Source organism: Opitutaceae bacterium (assembly GCA_015075305.1).
Taxonomy (GTDB): Bacteria; Verrucomicrobiota; Verrucomicrobiia; order Opitutales; family Opitutaceae; genus UBA6669.
Map to the genome: position 1 here is coordinate 430,539 of JABTUS010000003.1, position 16,032 is coordinate 446,570.

A 16,032-nucleotide genomic window follows, 5' to 3' on the forward strand; every position below is an offset into this window, starting at 1 on the left:
CTTGGATCTTCACCAAGAAACCCTTCGCAGTATCTATTCTTTCGGGATCAATATTCATAGCATTCTTGAAAGCAGTTGTTACCGATTGCGGAGAACGGACAGGAGCATCGGGAGTCCATACCCGACAGCAAATTTCGAGCTGCCTGGCTTCGGCGCGTCCGGCAAATCCTTGACCGTATCGCGCATGCGCGCTTCAGGCTCTGGGAGTAATTGCAGAAATTGTTCCAGAGCGGTCCGCTCGGCGGCGCGGTTCCTCGCGAGGGATATCGAACGACTCAACGAGGAGGGAATCGATGTGGGGTATCGTATCGCGGGCATTGGCTCAACGGCCGCGAGCTTCAGGCCGGTTTTTTCACTCAGCTCCGCAGGGTTCACCCGGAAGCCGGCGGCTGCGGCTTTCACCGCGTGTTCCAAAATCGCACCTGCATCCCGCTTGGTTCTTGGAGCTAGCTGGAAGTATGCGAGAGCCGGTTGATCGTCGGACAAACCCAGGATGGCACGGTCAAATTGACGCTGGAAGATTTCAGATATCTCCACGGCCTCCGCTTGCGCGAGGATTTCGAAAGTGTTCTGGTGCGCAGCGCTCAGGCCGGTCCCGAGGCCGGTGGGCACCGCCAGCATCGTGAGTTTGCCAGCTGTGCCGGCGAGAACGAGCTGCTCATCCTGGTAGCTCAAGTGATCGCGGAATGGATTGATCCCGCGCGCACCGTCGCCCGCCGTTTGGATCTTCGCCCCCGAGGGAAGCGTGCCGCGCATGTCGCCGATCACAGCCTCGGCCATGGCCTGGTATTCGGCCTCCTTCCCCTGCGGAGTATTGGCGGGCATCTCGACGAATGCCGGCGGCACACCGTACACCTCGACGAATCCATCCCAGTCCTTCTGGGAAAGGTTCTTGCGCAGGAAGCAAACGAGCCCGATCTCATTGATCGGCGACTTCACTTCGCGTAGCAGGAAGTGCTTTGAATCAATTGCCTGTCCGCAAGAGGCCCGATCGCTGGCATCCGCGTGATAGCGCCACTCCCCGGTTTGAGGATCCCGCGACCAGTGCCATTGCTCCACGGGTTCGAGCCGGATCACATCTGAATGAGATGCCGCTCCTTCATAGTGCTTTTCCAAGTGGGAATACCCCCGGAATTCCGCAAGGGCAAGAAACGCAATCGCCTCACGCAGATTGGAAATTTTTTCGTATGCATCGCGGAGAATCCTCGCCTGGGTGTCCGCCTTCAGGGACTCGGCGCCGCTCACCTGCTTGATGTCCCAATCAAGTTTCTGGATCGCTCCAATGCGAAGCCGAAGCAAGCCGCGGAGGGTTGCGTCCCGCTTCTCAATGAATCGATAGGTCCATTGCAAGTCTGCAAACCTTCCGCGTTCTCCCTCCTCGAGAAATGCGACTGCCCGTCCAAGCGTGATCCCGCGGAGTGGGTTGTACTGGGCGCGCCAGCCAGCAGATGCAATTTTCCCCAGGCTCATGTTCAAACGACCCGTCGTTCGAGAATTCGCGCGATGTCCGAGGCGATTCCCTGGAGGGTTTCTTGGGGCATCGCTTCCAGATGCTGGTTGCGACTGGTGCTGCTCACGCGGCAAAGCATGAATCGATGGAACTCCTCCACTGAAACACGCAGCGTCTGACGCGTGTTGATGGAGCGGCCGAGATGGAAGGCTCCCAGAGTCCCGTCATGAATCAGGTTTGTGACGTGGTCTGGTGACACCCTGAGAACCCGCGCGATTTCACCGACGGTGAGTGTCTTCCGCCCAGGGAAACTGAGAATGCAATCGACGTTTTCGCTCATGGGGATTCCGGGGTCTGCCTGTGCATGGCGGCCATGGCGAAGACCGCATCCTGCTTGGTCGTTCGCATCAGCCCTTCGAGAGCCGAGATCCGCCCGGCGAGCTCGGCACGCTGGGCACGGCTCTTGGCGGTCGAGCCTATGATCGCATCGCCGTCATCCATGAGCTGGAGAATCTGATGCAGGACAACCAGGTTAGCTTTGACCCTCTTGAGTGAAACCTGCAGTGTGTTCATGCGACGTGCTGCAGCGGCGCTGCAGGGACAAAGAAACCGTGTTTCTCGAGGGTTTGCCGGCTGATGGTCGAGCCCTCGGGATGCCCCGGAATGTTCGCCGTGAGGTTCCACAGTTCGATCGAAGGGAAGACGCCAAAGCCGTCTTGGATGCCGTGGAAAACGGCGGGAGCGATGGGGCGCAAGTTCATGCCTCGCCCTCCGTTTCATGTGTTTCAAGAGAGCGGGGCTTGCACCAGTTGATAGTTGCGCCCAAGGCGATCTCGACCTTCGTTCTACCGCGCTTGGACTTATTTCCCCCGCAAGCGATGTTGTACACCGTGCGAATATTGAGTCCCGTGAGGCTTGCGAGGTCTTCGAATCGAAGGCCTCGGGACAAGAGCACCCGATGCAAAGGGGTGATCGAAAGTTCTCGTGCGCGGGCCGGGGCTTTTGCGATTGAAAGCTTTACACGAGAACTCATATTCTGGTGTTAACCACTACACATAAAAGATAGTGAATCAACACAAAAAAGATAGTTTGTCTCGAACATTTGCGCGTTCGCTTCGAGCGGCCAGAGGGGAAAGATCCCAAGCAGAATTTGCTAGGTATTTGGGAATCAAACACCAACAAACGTATCAACGATACGAAAATGGCCTAATTCCTGGAGGCGATACCCTACACGAAATCGCTCTCCGTATCGGTGTCACAATTGATGCGCTTTTGAGCGGCGCACAACCAAAGGAGCTTGATCAGATGCCACCCGCTGGACGATTCGACTCCTATGACATTTATACGCTAGGGTCTGTTGAAGTGATCCGTGTGTTTTGCCGACGAATGACAGCGGATCAGTTGTATCTAGTTTCGGAGGACGTGCTAAAGGATGAGACGTTGACGGATTCTTCGCGATGCTTTTGGGTAAAAATATTGATGCCCGAACTGTTGAAAGCCATCAAAGATGAGCTTGGTATTCCTAAAAGCGAGCAGGCCAAAGATACGTCAAAGGAGCAGAGTTCCTGAGCACCGGAAGCCTTGACGAAAGCGACAAAGAAGGGCACCCCGTGAGGAGTGCCCTCTTGCCACCCGGTGCCTGGATGCCGAAGCCCCCTGGCCGAACGTCCGAAACGCGGCTGATGCGCAGTTCGAAACCAACATCTTTGAAGAATGCCCGCAAGCCGATTTGGTCCTCCTCTATTATAATAGAGGAGGAATTCCGGGACTCGGACCTTGCGATCGCCGTGCGGGTCGATTGCATCGCGTCGGCCATCGCGGCCGTCCCGGACGTTAGCCTTAGGGGAGGAGCAATCCTCATCTTTTGACGCGGTGGCCATTTCTCTTTTGCACGGATGAAACTCGTCAGCGTCAGGGCCTCGCAATTTTCGTTGCCGGGAGTTTCGCTTGGAATGGCAGCGAGCTTGAAGAATTCTGAAACACTGGGTCTCCTTCGGGGTTGATTGGAGATGAAGCTACACGGCGGGCTTGCAGATTGAGGCGGGAGCGATTGTATCGGCTTGGCCATCGCGGCCGTCTTGGACGTTAGCCTTAGGGGAGGAGCAATCCTCATCTTTGACCGCGGTGACCACTTTGTCTTCGAGAGGATGATTTTTTGCGAGTGTCAGATTTTTCTCCGCCAAGGGAATGACGCTGCAAGGTGACTTCGATCAACCTGCAATTTTCGGCTTCTGACGGCGTCATCGATACGCCGGGGCGGACCATCTCGGGAAAGACCTGAGAGATGTAATTGCCTATGACTATCGATTGAAAGTGTCCCACGTCCCACCTTTTGTTTACGATGATCTTGTCACATTTTAAGGTGGGACACTTCTGTGAATATCAGCATTACCTGCTGCTAATTAGTTAGATACGCCGATCAGAAGTTTGTGAACATGTCCTACCTTAAAGTGGACAAGATCAAAAAAGGTGGGACAAGATCAACCTGAGAAGTGGCATTTAGATTGTCGCCTAAGTCGTTGATCCATGGGACAGTTCAGGATAATCCATGCTGGTGCGCTGATTTTCTGAAATGTGACAAAATCAACGTCAATCCTCAGCTGTGAATAACTTGTTGGTAAAAAACCCGTAAACGCAGCTCTCTTTCCTTGACCGAAGTGGCATAAAATGGGGAAATATGTGGCGAAGTGGAGGACGGTCGCCACTCCCCTATGTCCACCATTGGCACAACGTTTTACACCGGCCTGTTCAGGCATTCCCTCGACGAGAAGAATCGCGTTACGATTCCATCGCCGTGGAGAGCTGCGCATGCCGATGGGGACCAGTTCCTGGCGACGTGTCATCCGAATGGTTACATTGCGGTTCTGCCTCCGGCTGAAGTTGAAAAGCTTCGCGAGCGGGTTTCGGAGATTCGTCTCTCCGATACATCCGGCCAGGACTTTCTGGCGCGGTTCTTTTCGAAAACCCAGGCGGTCTCTTTCGATTCCCAGGGACGTGTGATGTTCAATGCCGATCTGCTCCGGCATGCCGGCATTGGCAGGGAGGCCGTGCTTACGGGCACGATGAACAAGTTTTTTGTGTACAGTCCGGAACGCTGGGCCCAGGTCGCGGAGCGCACGGGTGGCGAGTCCGAGCTCGATGTCATGCGCCGGGTGGGAATCTAGTCATGGCCCGCGACAATTTCAAATCCCTCCACCTCCTGCTGCAGGCAACGCAGCGGCCCGCCCATGCACAGCTTGCCGGCTGAACTGGACATCGAGCCGATGGCAAACGGTCACACGCCCGTCCTTCTCGCCGAGGTGCTGGACTTGCTCAGACCCCGCGCCGGCGGTCGCTACCTCGACTGCACGTTTGGTGGAGGAGGGCATGCGGCGGCGATACTCGACGCGGCGAAGGATGCCGCGGTCGTGGCGTTCGACCGCGATCCCTCCGCGCTGCCGCGGGCGCAGGAACTGGCGTCGCGCCATCCCGGGCGCCTGACATTCATCAACGACGACTTCGGATCGCTCACCGATCTGCGGCAGGCGGGTTTCGACGGGGCGCTCTTCGATCTCGGTGTGTCGTCGTATCAGCTCGACGATGCGGAGCGCGGATTTTCCTTTCGCACGGACGCACCGGCGGACATGCGCATGGACACGCGCAGCGGCGTTCCCGCGCACCGCTGGCTGGAAACGGCGACCGAGGAGATGCTTGTCCGCGCCGTGCGCGACCTTGGGGAGGAGGCGAACTGGCGCCGCGTCGTTCGCGCGCTGCTCGCCGCGCGCGGCACCGGACGTCTGGCGCGGACCGCGAGCCTCGCCGCGGTGATAGCGGAGGCGATTCCCGCACGGGAGCGCTTCGCGTCGCGCATCAACCCCGCGACCCGGACATTCCAGGGCATCCGCATCGCCGTGAACGACGAGCTTGGGGCGCTTGAACGCGCGCTGCCGGCGGCGTTTGAGCGGCTCGCGGCGGGCGGCGTGCTTGCGGTGATTTCCTTCCACTCCCTCGAGGACCGTCCGGTGAAGCGCTACTTCCGCCGCCTCTGCGGGCAGCCGGAGAGCGCCGACGACGGCAGGCCGCAGGACCTGCGCGACAAGGTCGCCGAGCCGCTGACGCGGCGGCCGGTCACGCCCTCGGAGGTGGAACTCGAGGCCAATCCCAGAAGCCGGTCCGCAAGACTGCGCGCCGTGAGAAAACTCAGCACCGCGTCACGCCACCACGCATCATGAACAAGTCCGAAAATCACGCCTTCATCAACCAGCTGCTCGTCTACACGCTCTGCATGATCTGCTTCAGCGGGGGCATCGGTCTCGGCACCGTCTGGCTGCGTCACCAAATTTCGGATACAGCGAACGTCGTCCGCCGCCTGGAGGCGCAGGTTGTCGAGACCGAGCGCAGGCTGGCCGACACGCACACCCAGGTGGCCCGCGAGGAGACTTTCGAGAATCTCGCGCGCCGCAACGCCGAATGGAAGCTGGGCCTTGCGGCGCCCGTGGAGGCGCAGGTCCGGCGGATCATCGGATCGCCCGAGCGCCGCCTGACGATACTGCGCAACCGCGATCTCTACAACCGTGACTCCGCCCCCTCCGGCGACCGGAAGGAAACCGCCGGGCCTGGAGGCGTGAATCGCTGAACCCATGGCGCGCGGGTTTGCCTCCAACTACCGGATCGTCCTCCTGGGCGCCGTCGTCACGGCGGCGTTCCTGGGGATCGCGATGCGGCTCGTCGACCTGCATGTGATCGACCGCGAGCGGCTGACACGCTATGTCGACAAGGCGCGCCGCCAGGTTGTCGTGGAGAAGGCCCGCCGCGGGGACATCCTTGATTCGCGCGGACAGATTCTCGCGACTTCGCGTCCGCTGATTGTGATCGGTGTGGATCCGCAGGTTGCGCGTCCGGAGGACGAGGCCCGGTGGCCCGACCTGGCGCGCCTGCTCAAGCTTCCCTATCCGCAGGTGGCGGCCGCATTCCGCACCAGGAACCGGGTGGTGTCCCGGCTGGCGGAGGTTGCCGCGCGTGCGGGTGGCGACGAGTATGGCGGCGACGCCACCGACGATCCCGAAGGCACGGAAGTTCGCTGGGTGAAACTGAGCGACACCGTCGACGAGCCGACCTACGACCGCATCATGGAGCTCGGCATCAAGGGTGTGTATGCCCCTCCGAAGAGCTACACGCGCGCCTATCCCAACAATGACCTGGCGGCCCATGTCATCGGCTTTGTGAACAAGGAGCATGTCGCCGTGCAGGGTGTCGAACGCTGGGCGGATTTCTACCTGCGCGGCCAGGACGGCTGGCGGGAATCCGAGAAGGACGGCAAGCGCCGTGAGCTTCCGCAGTTCCGTACGCGCGAGGTGCCCGCGGCCCAGGGGTACACGGTCGTGCTCTCTCTCGATTCCTTCGTCCAGCACCTGGCGGAGGAGGAGCTTGCGCACATCACGGCAAGCTACCACCCGATCAAGGCGACGATCATCGTGAGCGATGCGAACACCGGGTTCATCCTGGCGATGGCGAATTCGCCGACATTCAACCTGAATGAGTACAACAAGCTGTCCGGGGATGAATTGAAGTGCCTGCGCAACATCGCGGTGGCGGACATCCTCGAGCCCGGTTCGACGTTCAAGATCGTGGCGGCCTCCGGCGCGCTCAATGACCGGAAGGTCAACCTGACGCAGAGTTTCGACTGCAGCCTCGAGCGCATCGATTACCGCGGGAAGTCGCTGGACATGCCAGGCGAGGCGCATCGCTTTGATCATCCGCTGACGCTCTCCGAAATCGTCTCCCATTCATCAAACAAGGGGGCCGCCCAGCTTGGGATGCTCCTGGGCGAGCAGCGCATGTGGGAGTACGCAAGGGCGTTTGGATTCGGTGAGTACACCGGGTTTCCATCGCTCTATCCGGAGTCGCCCGGCATGCTGGCCAACTACACGAAGTGGCGGGGGACGGACATCACGCGCATTCCCATGGGGCATGGCATCGCGGCGACGCCCCTGCAGATCCACTATGCCATGGGTGTGATCGCGAGCGGCGGGGAACTGCTTCGCCCGCAGATCGTCCGCGAGGTGCGTGATGCACGCGGCGAGGTGCTTTACACGTTTGTGAAGTCGGTGCGTCGACGGGTGATAGAGGCGGGCACCGCGAAGACGGTTGCGCAGATGCTGCACCGGGTTACGCTTCCGGGTGAAGGCACCGCACAGGATGCAGCGATTCCCCAGTTTGAGGTCGCGGGGAAAACCGGAACGACGCAGAAACTCATCGACGGTCACTATTCCACGCAGCATCACATCGGTTCGTTCGTCGGGTTCTTCCCGGCGAGCCGGCCGGAGGTTGTCATTTCCGTCTTCGTCGACGACGGCCAGATGCCCCCCGGCAAGCTCAACTACGGCAGCGCGGTCGCCGTGCCCAGCTTCCGGCGCATCGGTGAAAAGCTCGCCCAGTATCTCCGGATCACGCCGGTTGCCGCCTCCCCCGTCCGGTCGTTGCTGGCCCTTGAAGGAGGTCATCGGTGATCGGCTATCTCACCCACAACCACGCCCTGATCCACGCGTTTCGTCCGCGCACCCCAGCGTTTGCGGGCAGGACGCGGCGGGAGTCGGGGATCGAAGGGCGAATCTTCAAAATGGCACCTCTATTATCCGAAGTCTTCGCGAATGAGACGGTCGTGGCTGCGCGCGGCGCGATGGACCGGCCCGTTTCCGGCCTGGCGATGGACAGCCGGCGCGTGGTGCCGGGTCAGGTGTTTTTTGCGCTCGCCGGGCAGCGCACCGATGGCACCCAGTTCGTGGACGAGGCCATCAACCGCGGCGCTGTCGCCGTGGTGACAACGCGGATTCCGGCCACGATTCCGTCCCGGGTGACGTTCATTCAAGTGAGCGACCCGAGGGCGACGCTGGCGAGGGTGTCCCAGGCGTACTACCGGTTTCCGGATCGCGACATGGAGGTGATCGGCGTCACGGGCACCAACGGGAAAACGACGGTGACGCACCTGATCAAGCACCTGCTTGAAGGTGAACGCCGGGTTGGAATGCTGGGCACGATCAACTATGATCTCGGCGGACGCACCGTTCCGTCGTTCAAGACGACGCCGGAATCTCTGGACATCTTTGGCATGCTGGCCCAGATGCGCGATGCGGGATGCCGCCAGGCGGTCATGGAGGTCAGCTCGCATGGCATCGACCAGAAACGCGTGCTGGGGCTTCAGTTTGGCGTCGCAGTCTTCACCAACCTCACGCGCGACCACCTGGATTATCACCAGACGCTGGAGGACTATTTTGATGTGAAGACCAGGTTGTTCACCGGCGTCGGCGGACCGGCGCCGCAGATTGCGGTTGTCAACCTGGACGATCCGCACGGGCGGACGCTGCTCGCGCGGATTCCGGCGGGCGTGCGCAGGATCACGTTCGGCGAGGACAGCCAGGCGGAGGTCCGCGCGGAGGAGGTCGTGCTCGATTTCCGCAGTTCCTCCTTCACGCTGGTCTGGCCGCGCGGCCGCGTGCGAGTGGAGTCGGGACTGATCGGCCGCTACAATGTCAGCAATCTGCTCGCCGCGGTTGCCACGGCCTGGGCCCTGGGGCGCGACCCTGCGGATCTGCTGCAGAGGATCCGCGGCTTCCGCGGTGTTCCGGGCCGCATGGAGCGCATCGACGAGGGGCAGGAGTTCAATGTCCTCGTGGACTATGCGCACACGGATGACGCCCTGCGCAATGCCCTGGGCATGCTTCGGGCGATCACCCCCGGACGCCTGCTTGTGGTGTTCGGCTGCGGAGGAAACCGCGATCGCACCAAGCGGCCCCTGATGGTGGAGGCCGTGCAGGCGTACGCCGACTTCTCATTTGCGACCGCCGACAATCCGCGCGGCGAGCCCCTGGCGCGGATCTTCGATGACATGAGGGCCGGCATGAAGTCGCCCGAGAAGATGGCGTGGATAGACGACCGCCGGCGTGCGATCAGCCTGGCGCTCGACATGGCCAAGCCGGGGGACAGCCTGCTCATCGCCGGGAAGGGCCATGAAAGCTACCAGGAGTTTGCGGACACGGTGATTCCCTTTGATGACCGGCAGGTCACGCGGGAACTCATCGGAATAAAGGCCATCAAGTAGCCGGGTTGGGAATCCTGAGCAACGCGCACACCGCCATGCCGACGTTCAACCCTGAGTTTCTCGCCCGTGTCACGGGTGGAAGCTGGACCCGGTTTCCGGAGGTCCCTCTCAGCGGGTTTGCGCACGACACCCGGCATCTGGCGCAAGGGCAGGTTTTTGTAGCCATCCGGACGGAGAAGCGCGACGGACATGAGTTCGTTCGCGACGCCATGCGGGCGGGTGCGTCCGCAGCAGTGGTGTCGCGCGGCGATCCGTCGCTTGAGCTTCCCCAACTGATCGTCCCGGAGACGGTGGATGCGTTTCAGTCGATTGCCCGCGAGCATCGCAGGGCGTTTCGCGGTCCGGTCGTCGGCATTTCCGGCAGCGCGGGGAAGACATCCACCAAGAACCTCCTCGCGGCGCTTCTCGGGGGAGAACCCGCTGTTCTGGCGACCGAGGGAAACCTCAACAACCACCTCGGTGTTCCTCTCACACTGACCCGGATCGATCCGGCGATTCACCGTTTTGCGGTGATCGAGGCGGGGATAAGCGGGGCGGGGGAGATGGCTCCGCTTGCGCGGATGATCGAGCCTGACATCGGCATCATCACACTGGTGGCCCCCGCGCATCTGGAGGCGCTGGGATCGCTCGCCAATGTTGCGCGCGAGAAGGCGGCGCTGCTGTCCGCGTCCGCCTTGGCGATCTTCAACCGATCGTGCCTTGAGTTCGCGGCATTTCGCGATCTGGCGGCGCCCGCGCTGGTGGTTGAGTCTGCGGAGGTGGTGCTTCCCGCCGGGCATGCCGGGGACGGGGTGTATTTCGCAATCTCCCACCGGGAGGATCTGACGTCGACGTCGATTGCAATGGGGGCGGTGCCGTCGCAGGTCTTCACCTTTCCGCGCGTGTCGGACGGCATGGCGCGCAATGCGGTGCTCGCGATCTGCGCGGCGCTCCGGCTTGGAATTGAACCGGAAAGGGTCCGCCAGCGGCTCAGGGCGTGGCACCCGGCGGCGATGCGCGGGGAGATCCGGCGCGAGGACAACCGCCTGGTCTATCTCGACTGCTACAATGCAAATCCGGCGTCCATGGCGGACGCGCTGGCGAACTTCTACCAGATTGCGCCGCCGGCGGATCCCCGCCTCCTGATCATCGGAGGCATGGAGGAACTCGGCGAGGACTCGCGACGCTATCACCGGGACCTCGGTCGCATGCTGCACCTGCGTCCGGGTGACTTCTGCTATGTGATAGGATCGGAGGCTGAGGCGGTCCGCATGGGTGCGATCGAGAGTGGGAATCGTTCTGAGCAGATGGCCATCGCCTCGTCGGTCGAGCCGATTGCGGCGCATGTGGCTGCGTTCAACGGATCCGTTTTTGTGAAGGGAAGCCGCCGCCACGCGCTCGAACGCGCGGTGTCGCTAGCGGCGCACTAGAGACATCATGCTGAGTTATCTTGCAGAATTCGAGTCCGAGTTCGGCCCCCTGCGCCTGCTGCGCTTCATCACGCTGCGCACGCTGCTTGCGGCCATGTTCGCGCTCGTCATTGGATTTGTGATCGGCCCCTGGCTGATCCGGCGCCTGAAGCGGCTGAAGTTCGGCCAACACTATGACGACGACCGCGTGGGCGATCTCGCCCATCGTTTTGACAAGAAGAACACGCCGACGATGGGCGGCCTGATGATATTCATCGCCGTGTTCGCCAGCACGGTGCTGTGCGCGGTGCCGAACGTCTGGGTGTGTGTGGCGCTGTTCGTCTTTGCGGCTCTGACGGCGGTCGGCTTCCGCGACGACTATCTCAAGGTCGTCCGCAGGAATCGGGACGGCATTTCCTCCAGGGAAAAGCTGGTGTGGCAGACGCTGGTGACCGCGATTGCGCTCGCCGTCCTGATCTGGCATCCGACGAGCGCGGCAAAGATCCGCGAGCTGTGGATTCCATTCGTCAAGTTCCCGGTGTTCGTCGGCATCCCGGTGATCGCCCTGTTTGTGCTGATGTTTCTCTGGGTGGTCGGATTTTCCAATGCGATCAATCTCACGGACGGCCTCGACGGCCTGGCGATCGGATGCACGATCACGGTGGCGCTGGTCTACGGCATCATGGCGTATGCGGCGGGCAATGCCCGGATCGCCGACTATCTGCTGATCAGTTTCGTGCCCGGCACGGGGGAGCTGGCTGTTATCTGTGGAGCGCTGGTGGGGGCGGGCATGGCCTTTCTCTGGTTCAATTCGCATCCCGCTGAGGTGTTCATGGGGGACACCGGCTCGCTGGCGCTGGGCGGGCTCATTGGCGTGGTCGCGTTCATGGTGCAGCAGCCGCTCACCCTCGCGATTGTCGGCGGTGTGTTTGTGATCGAGGCGGTGTCGGTGATGATCCAGGTGGGCGTGTTCAAGGCCACGAAGCGCTTCAGTGCGGCGGGGCAGGGCCGGCGCGTGTTTCTCATGGCACCGCTGCATCACCATTTTCAAAAGAAGGGCTGGCCGGAGACCAAGGTGGTCCTCCGGTTCTGGATCGTCTCGCTCTTTTGCGCGCTTGTTGGACTGGGAACGCTGAAACTCCGCTGACTGAGAACCGCCCGATGCTGACACCTCCGCCATTCCTGGTCCCCCTGCTCAAGAGCCCTGTCGCGGTTCTTGGCGGAGGTGTGAGCGGAAGCGGTGTCATGGAGCTTCTGGCGGCGCTCGGTGTGGAGGGCGTGCTCTATGATGAAAAAAAGGACTGCGCGGATTTCGGGGCCGTGCCCGCGGCCGCGCACCGCCTGGTCGTGCATTCACCCGGCTTCCGTCCGGACCATCGCTGGCTTGTTCGCGCCAGGAGCAGCGGCCTGGTCTGCCTCGGAGAGCTGGATTTTGCGTCGCTCTTCTGGCGCGGGTCGGTGATCGCAGTCACCGGGACCAACGGCAAGACGACGCTGACCGAATTCCTGACGCACGCCCTGCTGCTTGCCGGCAGGGATGCGAGCGCGACTGGAAACGTCGGCTTTCCCTTCTCCAGGCTTGTGGCGGAGCGCGGAGGCGGGGCGCCGGATTCCGTCGCGGTGTGTGAAGTCAGCTCGTTTCAGTCCGAAGCCTTCCAGGTGTTTCGCGCCGATGCGGCGATCTGGACAAATTTCGCTGAGGATCACCTGGAGCGGCATCCGGGTCTGCAGGCCTATTTCATGGCGAAGTGGCGGTTGTTTGAGCGCACGGTTGGCGGGGAGGTGTATGCGGGAACAAGCGTGCAATCGTGGGCTGCGCAATTCGGCCAGACGCTGCCGCACGGCGCCTGTGTGGCGACACTCGGCCAGCCCGGGGACGTGCTGCTGCGGCACACGGCGTTCGACGAATATCCTCAGCGGGAAAACTTCCTGCTGGCAGCGGCCTGGTGGCGCGGCGCCGGGCTGCGGGAAAACATACTCTATGCCGCCGCCCAGTCGTTCAGGATCGGCCCGCACCGGCTGGCGAAGGTCGCCGAGCGGTCGGGGGTCACCTGGTGGAACGACTCGAAGGCCACGAACTTTCATGCAACCGAGGCGGCTCTCGAGCAGTTTCGCTCCCCGGTCGTGATGATTCTCGGCGGCAAGGCCAAGGGGGGCGACATCGCGGGCTTTGCATGCAGGATCGCCCCCAAGGTCAAGCATGCTTTCCTGCTCGGTGAAACGGCTCCGGTTCTCGCCGAGGCCTTTCAAGGCTGCAATGTGCCCCACACGGTCGCCGAAAGCCTGAAGTCCTGCGTTTCCGGCGCCGTGCGACTGGCGGGGGCGGGCGACCAGGTCCTGCTGAGCCCCGGCTTCTCGAGTCTCGATCAGTTTCGCGGGTACGATGATCGCGGCAGCCAGTTCGAGAACCTCGTGAACAACCTGTGAATCTTTCCCTTTTTAGATAGCATCCCGATCCCATTCCAATCACATTTTTCCCAATGAAAATCCTGCACATTTTTGGTGCGGTCGTAGCAGTCCACCTCGCCGTGTTCCTCATCATCTTCGCGGTGCCCGGGTGCCGCACGACGGACAAGACCCGACAGGCTTCATCCGCCTCGTCGGAGAGCACATCAGCAGCGAGCGCAACGGCGGAAACGCCGCCTCTCGCGCCGGCCGCTGACGCGCCGGCTCCGGTCGGGGCCTACGCGGCGCCGGCGTCGGTGCGATTCAGTCCGACGCGCCCCGGGACGGCGGAAGCCGCGACGGTGGCGCCCCTGCAGCCGGCGAGCGCTGCGCCAAAGCCTCCCGCGACCTACGTGGTGACGCGCGGAGACAGCCTTTGGTCCATTGCGAAGAAACACGGCATGACGGCCGGCGAGCTGGCGGCGGCCAACAAACTCGGGTCGAATGCCTCGCTGCAGATCGGACAGAAGCTCACGATCCCCGCCGCGGCCTCCGCCAAGGGAGCGGACGCTTCTCCGGCGGGAGGGGACCAGACGGGGCCGACGCACGTCGTGAAGGGAGGAGAAACGCTTGGCCAGATTGCGCGGATGCATGGGACAACGGTCAACACGATCAAACGAATGAACGGGCTGAAGAACGACTTGGTCCGCCCAGGCAGGGTTCTGCTGCTTCCCGAGGGTTCGGTCAGCTCCATGGAAACCGCTGCCCCCGCCAAATCATCCTCTCCCAAGGTCGCTCGAGGCTCCAATCCCGTCAAACATGCGGTGCAGCCGAATGAAACGCTGGGTGCCATCGCGCGCCGCTATGGAATCACGGTGGGCGAACTCGTGACGGCAAACCACATTCAGGATCCATCCAGGATCCGTTTCGGCCAGGAGCTCATCATTCCTGGATGGAGTGCGCCGAAATCCGCTGCACCGCCGGTGGAGACGAAACCCGCGGCGGACGCGACTCCCTCTCCAATCGCTCCGACTGAACCCGCATCGCCGCTCACGCCCGTGACTGAACCTGCAGCGGAGGCTGGTTCGCAGATTCCGGTGATCAAGATTGAGGATCCCACTCGCACGGCGGGCGCCGAGGGTCCGCGGGCACCCTGACGTTCTTCTCCGGATCGATCCGAGTTCAAGCAGCAGCCTTCGATGCCGTCCCAGCCCCAAGCGCAGATCCAAGCACACGCCCGCAGCCATTCGGTCCTGAATCCGGCGACGCTGATCGTGATGTGCGCCATCGCGCTGATGTTTCTCGGGATCACGGTGCTTTTCAGTGCGAGTGTGTCCTTCGCGCAGGGGCCGTTCTACTATCTGCTCAAGCAGGTGGTGGGTGTTGGAATGGCCGCGGGGCTTTGCGTGCTTGTGAGCCGGATCGATCTGGAGCTGAGCCGGAGGTACGTCTGGGTCATTGGCGGGCTCGGCATCCTCGCGCTCCTGTTCGTTCTGGTGCCGGGCCTGGGCATTTCCGTAAAGGGCAGCCGACGCTGGCTCGGATTCGGCAGCTTTCGTGTGCAGGTCTCTGAGTTCGCCAAGCTGGCGATGGTCGTCTGCGTGTCCCACTACCTTGCGTCAAATCAGACGCGCATTTCCGAGTTTCGGCGGGGGTATCTTGTGCCGATTGTCATCGTCTGCTCGTTTGCCGGGCTGATTCTCCTCGAGCCGGACTTTGGCACTGCGGCGCTTACGGTCGCGGTCGGTCTTCTCCTGATGTTCCTGGCGGGAGCCCGCTGGGCGTACATCATCCCCACGGTTGTTGCGGCGGCGGCGGGGTTTGCCGTGATGGTGATGCACAATCCCAATCGCCTGCGCCGCTTCACGGCATTCCTGGATGTCGAGGGCAACAAGCAGGGCGGCACCTACCAGCTCTACCAGTCGCTCGCCGCCTTTGCCGTCGGAGGCACCGAAGGCGCGGGACTGGGCCAGGGGCGCCAGCAGATGAACTTCCTCCCGGAGGCGCACACGGATTTCGTGTTCGCCGTCGTCGGTGAGGAACTCGGCCTCTGGTTTACGCTCGGAGTGGTGGCGGTGTTTTTGATCCTGTTTGTCGCCGGACTGGTTCACCTGCGCCGTGCGCCGAATCTGTTTCAATACCTGCTGGTGGCCGGGGCTCTGCTCCTGATCACCCTTCAGGCCGTGATCAACCTGGGGGTTGTCACGGGGATTTTCCCCACAAAGGGGATGTCGCTGCCGTTCATCAGCGCGGGGCTTTCCAATCTCATGCTGATGGGGCTCCTGCTCGGCATCCTGACAAACACGCAACGATCCTGGGTCCGGCCCACCTGGGCGCGCGGATCCCGCGGATTGGAGGAGGTTGCATCTTGAGTCGGTTCCTCATTTCGTGCGGCGGAACCGGCGGGCACCTCTCACCCGGAATTGCGCTTGCCGAGGGACTGGTTGCGCGTGGCCACCGCGTGCGCCTTCTCATCAGCCAAAAGAAGGTCGACGCCCGTCTCATCGAAAAGTATGCGAACCTGGAATTCGAGCCCATCCCCGGCACCGGCTTCTCCTGGCGACCTGCGCAACTGGTGCGTTTCCTCTGGCAACAGTCGCGTGGATTCCTCAAGAGCCTGAGTCTGGTGCGTCGATTCAAGCCTGATACCGTCATCGGATTCGGCGGCTTTACTTCGGCAGCATTCATTGCCGCCGGAGCATTCACGGGACTTCCCGTGGTTCTGCACGAGG

The 16,032-nt window shown here is 62.0% G+C and carries 16 protein-coding genes; 12 read left to right on the top strand and 4 right to left on the bottom strand.

Annotated features, from left to right (window positions below; all coding sequences use genetic code 11):
- Positions 1 to 78: 78 nt before the first annotated feature.
- From HS122_08680 to HS122_08695, 4 genes are read right to left on the bottom strand one after another with little or no spacing between them, the layout of a single operon-like run.
- A complete protein-coding gene (locus tag HS122_08680) occupies positions 79 to 1,470 on the bottom strand; it encodes a DUF935 family protein (protein ID MBE7538473.1) in 1,392 nt (463 codons plus the stop codon).
- 2 nt (positions 1,471 to 1,472) lie between these two features.
- Positions 1,473 to 1,790, bottom strand: coding sequence for a helix-turn-helix domain-containing protein (locus tag HS122_08685; GenBank protein MBE7538474.1), 318 nt, complete (start codon positions 1,788 to 1,790; stop codon positions 1,473 to 1,475).
- Positions 1,787 to 2,023, bottom strand: a complete 237-nt coding sequence (locus HS122_08690; protein ID MBE7538475.1) for a hypothetical protein — start codon at positions 2,021 to 2,023, stop codon at positions 1,787 to 1,789. The genes HS122_08685 and HS122_08690 overlap by 4 nt, the downstream gene beginning before the upstream one ends.
- Entirely contained in the window at positions 2,020 to 2,211 is a 192-nt protein-coding gene (locus HS122_08695) for a hypothetical protein (protein MBE7538476.1), read from the bottom strand. The genes HS122_08690 and HS122_08695 overlap by 4 nt, the downstream gene beginning before the upstream one ends.
- Before the next feature lie 304 nt (positions 2,212 to 2,515).
- Between HS122_08695 and HS122_08700 the strand changes: the two genes are divergently transcribed.
- From HS122_08700 to HS122_08755, 12 genes are all read left to right on the top strand, one after another.
- Complete coding sequence (locus HS122_08700; protein ID MBE7538477.1) at positions 2,516 to 3,019, top strand: helix-turn-helix transcriptional regulator; 504 nt, start codon at positions 2,516 to 2,518, stop codon at positions 3,017 to 3,019.
- 1,142 nt (positions 3,020 to 4,161) lie between these two features.
- Positions 4,162 to 4,614, top strand: coding sequence for a mraZ (locus HS122_08705; GenBank protein MBE7538478.1), 453 nt, complete (start codon positions 4,162 to 4,164; stop codon positions 4,612 to 4,614).
- 99 nt (positions 4,615 to 4,713) lie between these two features.
- On the top strand, positions 4,714 to 5,661 hold the full coding sequence (gene rsmH, locus HS122_08710) for a 16S rRNA (cytosine(1402)-N(4))-methyltransferase RsmH (protein ID MBE7538479.1): 948 nt from the start codon (positions 4,714 to 4,716) through the stop codon (positions 5,659 to 5,661).
- Complete coding sequence (locus HS122_08715; protein ID MBE7538480.1) at positions 5,658 to 6,065, top strand: hypothetical protein; 408 nt, start codon at positions 5,658 to 5,660, stop codon at positions 6,063 to 6,065. Before rsmH ends, HS122_08715 begins: the two co-directional genes overlap by 4 nt.
- Before the next feature lie 4 nt (positions 6,066 to 6,069).
- Positions 6,070 to 7,938: a penicillin-binding protein 2 gene (locus HS122_08720; protein MBE7538481.1), complete on the top strand. Its 1,869-nt coding sequence runs from the start codon at positions 6,070 to 6,072 to the stop codon at positions 7,936 to 7,938.
- Positions 7,935 to 9,527, top strand: a complete 1,593-nt coding sequence (locus HS122_08725; protein MBE7538482.1) for a UDP-N-acetylmuramoyl-L-alanyl-D-glutamate--2,6-diaminopimelate ligase — start codon at positions 7,935 to 7,937, stop codon at positions 9,525 to 9,527. The genes HS122_08720 and HS122_08725 overlap by 4 nt, the downstream gene beginning before the upstream one ends.
- A gap of 35 nt (positions 9,528 to 9,562) precedes the next feature.
- Positions 9,563 to 10,936 carry a UDP-N-acetylmuramoyl-tripeptide--D-alanyl-D-alanine ligase gene (locus HS122_08730; protein ID MBE7538483.1) on the top strand — a complete coding sequence of 458 codons (1,374 nt, stop codon included), beginning with the start codon at positions 9,563 to 9,565 and terminating at the stop codon, positions 10,934 to 10,936.
- 7 nt (positions 10,937 to 10,943) lie between these two features.
- On the top strand, positions 10,944 to 12,062 hold the full coding sequence (gene mraY / locus HS122_08735) for a phospho-N-acetylmuramoyl-pentapeptide-transferase (GenBank protein MBE7538484.1): 1,119 nt from the start codon (positions 10,944 to 10,946) through the stop codon (positions 12,060 to 12,062).
- A 14-nt stretch (positions 12,063 to 12,076) separates the two neighbouring features.
- Positions 12,077 to 13,342, top strand: a complete 1,266-nt coding sequence (murD, locus tag HS122_08740; protein MBE7538485.1) for a UDP-N-acetylmuramoyl-L-alanine--D-glutamate ligase — start codon at positions 12,077 to 12,079, stop codon at positions 13,340 to 13,342.
- 53 nt (positions 13,343 to 13,395) lie between these two features.
- Entirely contained in the window at positions 13,396 to 14,457 is a 1,062-nt protein-coding gene (locus HS122_08745; protein ID MBE7538486.1) for a LysM peptidoglycan-binding domain-containing protein, read from the top strand.
- Between the two features lie 42 nt (positions 14,458 to 14,499).
- Entirely contained in the window at positions 14,500 to 15,672 is a 1,173-nt protein-coding gene (locus HS122_08750) for a cell division protein FtsW (GenBank protein ID MBE7538487.1), read from the top strand.
- Positions 15,669 to 16,032 (top strand): glycosyltransferase (locus HS122_08755; GenBank protein ID MBE7538488.1); only part of this gene is annotated, 364 nt, incomplete at its 3' end. The genes HS122_08750 and HS122_08755, both read left to right, overlap by 4 nt.

What these genes read in the sequence shown, in the direction of transcription:
- HS122_08690 (MBE7538475.1), bottom strand. Translation starts at nt 2,023, where the DNA reads ATGAACACACTGCAGGTTTCACTCAAGAGGGTCAAAGCTAACCTGGTT.
- HS122_08750 (MBE7538487.1), top strand. Translation starts at nt 14,500, where the DNA reads ATGCCGTCCCAGCCCCAAGCGCAGATCCAAGCACACGCCCGCAGCCAT.
- HS122_08745 (MBE7538486.1), top strand. Translation starts at nt 13,396, where the DNA reads ATGAAAATCCTGCACATTTTTGGTGCGGTCGTAGCAGTCCACCTCGCC.
- HS122_08695 (MBE7538476.1), bottom strand. Translation starts at nt 2,211, where the DNA reads ATGAACTTGCGCCCCATCGCTCCCGCCGTTTTCCACGGCATCCAAGAC.
- HS122_08680 (MBE7538473.1), bottom strand. Translation starts at nt 1,470, where the DNA reads ATGAGCCTGGGGAAAATTGCATCTGCTGGCTGGCGCGCCCAGTACAAC.
- HS122_08705 (MBE7538478.1), top strand. Translation starts at nt 4,162, where the DNA reads ATGTCCACCATTGGCACAACGTTTTACACCGGCCTGTTCAGGCATTCC.
- murD (MBE7538485.1), top strand. Translation starts at nt 12,077, where the DNA reads ATGCTGACACCTCCGCCATTCCTGGTCCCCCTGCTCAAGAGCCCTGTC.
- mraY (MBE7538484.1), top strand. Translation starts at nt 10,944, where the DNA reads ATGCTGAGTTATCTTGCAGAATTCGAGTCCGAGTTCGGCCCCCTGCGC.
- HS122_08730 (MBE7538483.1), top strand. Translation starts at nt 9,563, where the DNA reads ATGCCGACGTTCAACCCTGAGTTTCTCGCCCGTGTCACGGGTGGAAGC.
- HS122_08685 (MBE7538474.1), bottom strand. Translation starts at nt 1,790, where the DNA reads ATGAGCGAAAACGTCGATTGCATTCTCAGTTTCCCTGGGCGGAAGACA.
- HS122_08715 (MBE7538480.1), top strand. Translation starts at nt 5,658, where the DNA reads ATGAACAAGTCCGAAAATCACGCCTTCATCAACCAGCTGCTCGTCTAC.
- rsmH (MBE7538479.1), top strand. Translation starts at nt 4,714, where the DNA reads ATGGCAAACGGTCACACGCCCGTCCTTCTCGCCGAGGTGCTGGACTTG.
- HS122_08720 (MBE7538481.1), top strand. Translation starts at nt 6,070, where the DNA reads ATGGCGCGCGGGTTTGCCTCCAACTACCGGATCGTCCTCCTGGGCGCC.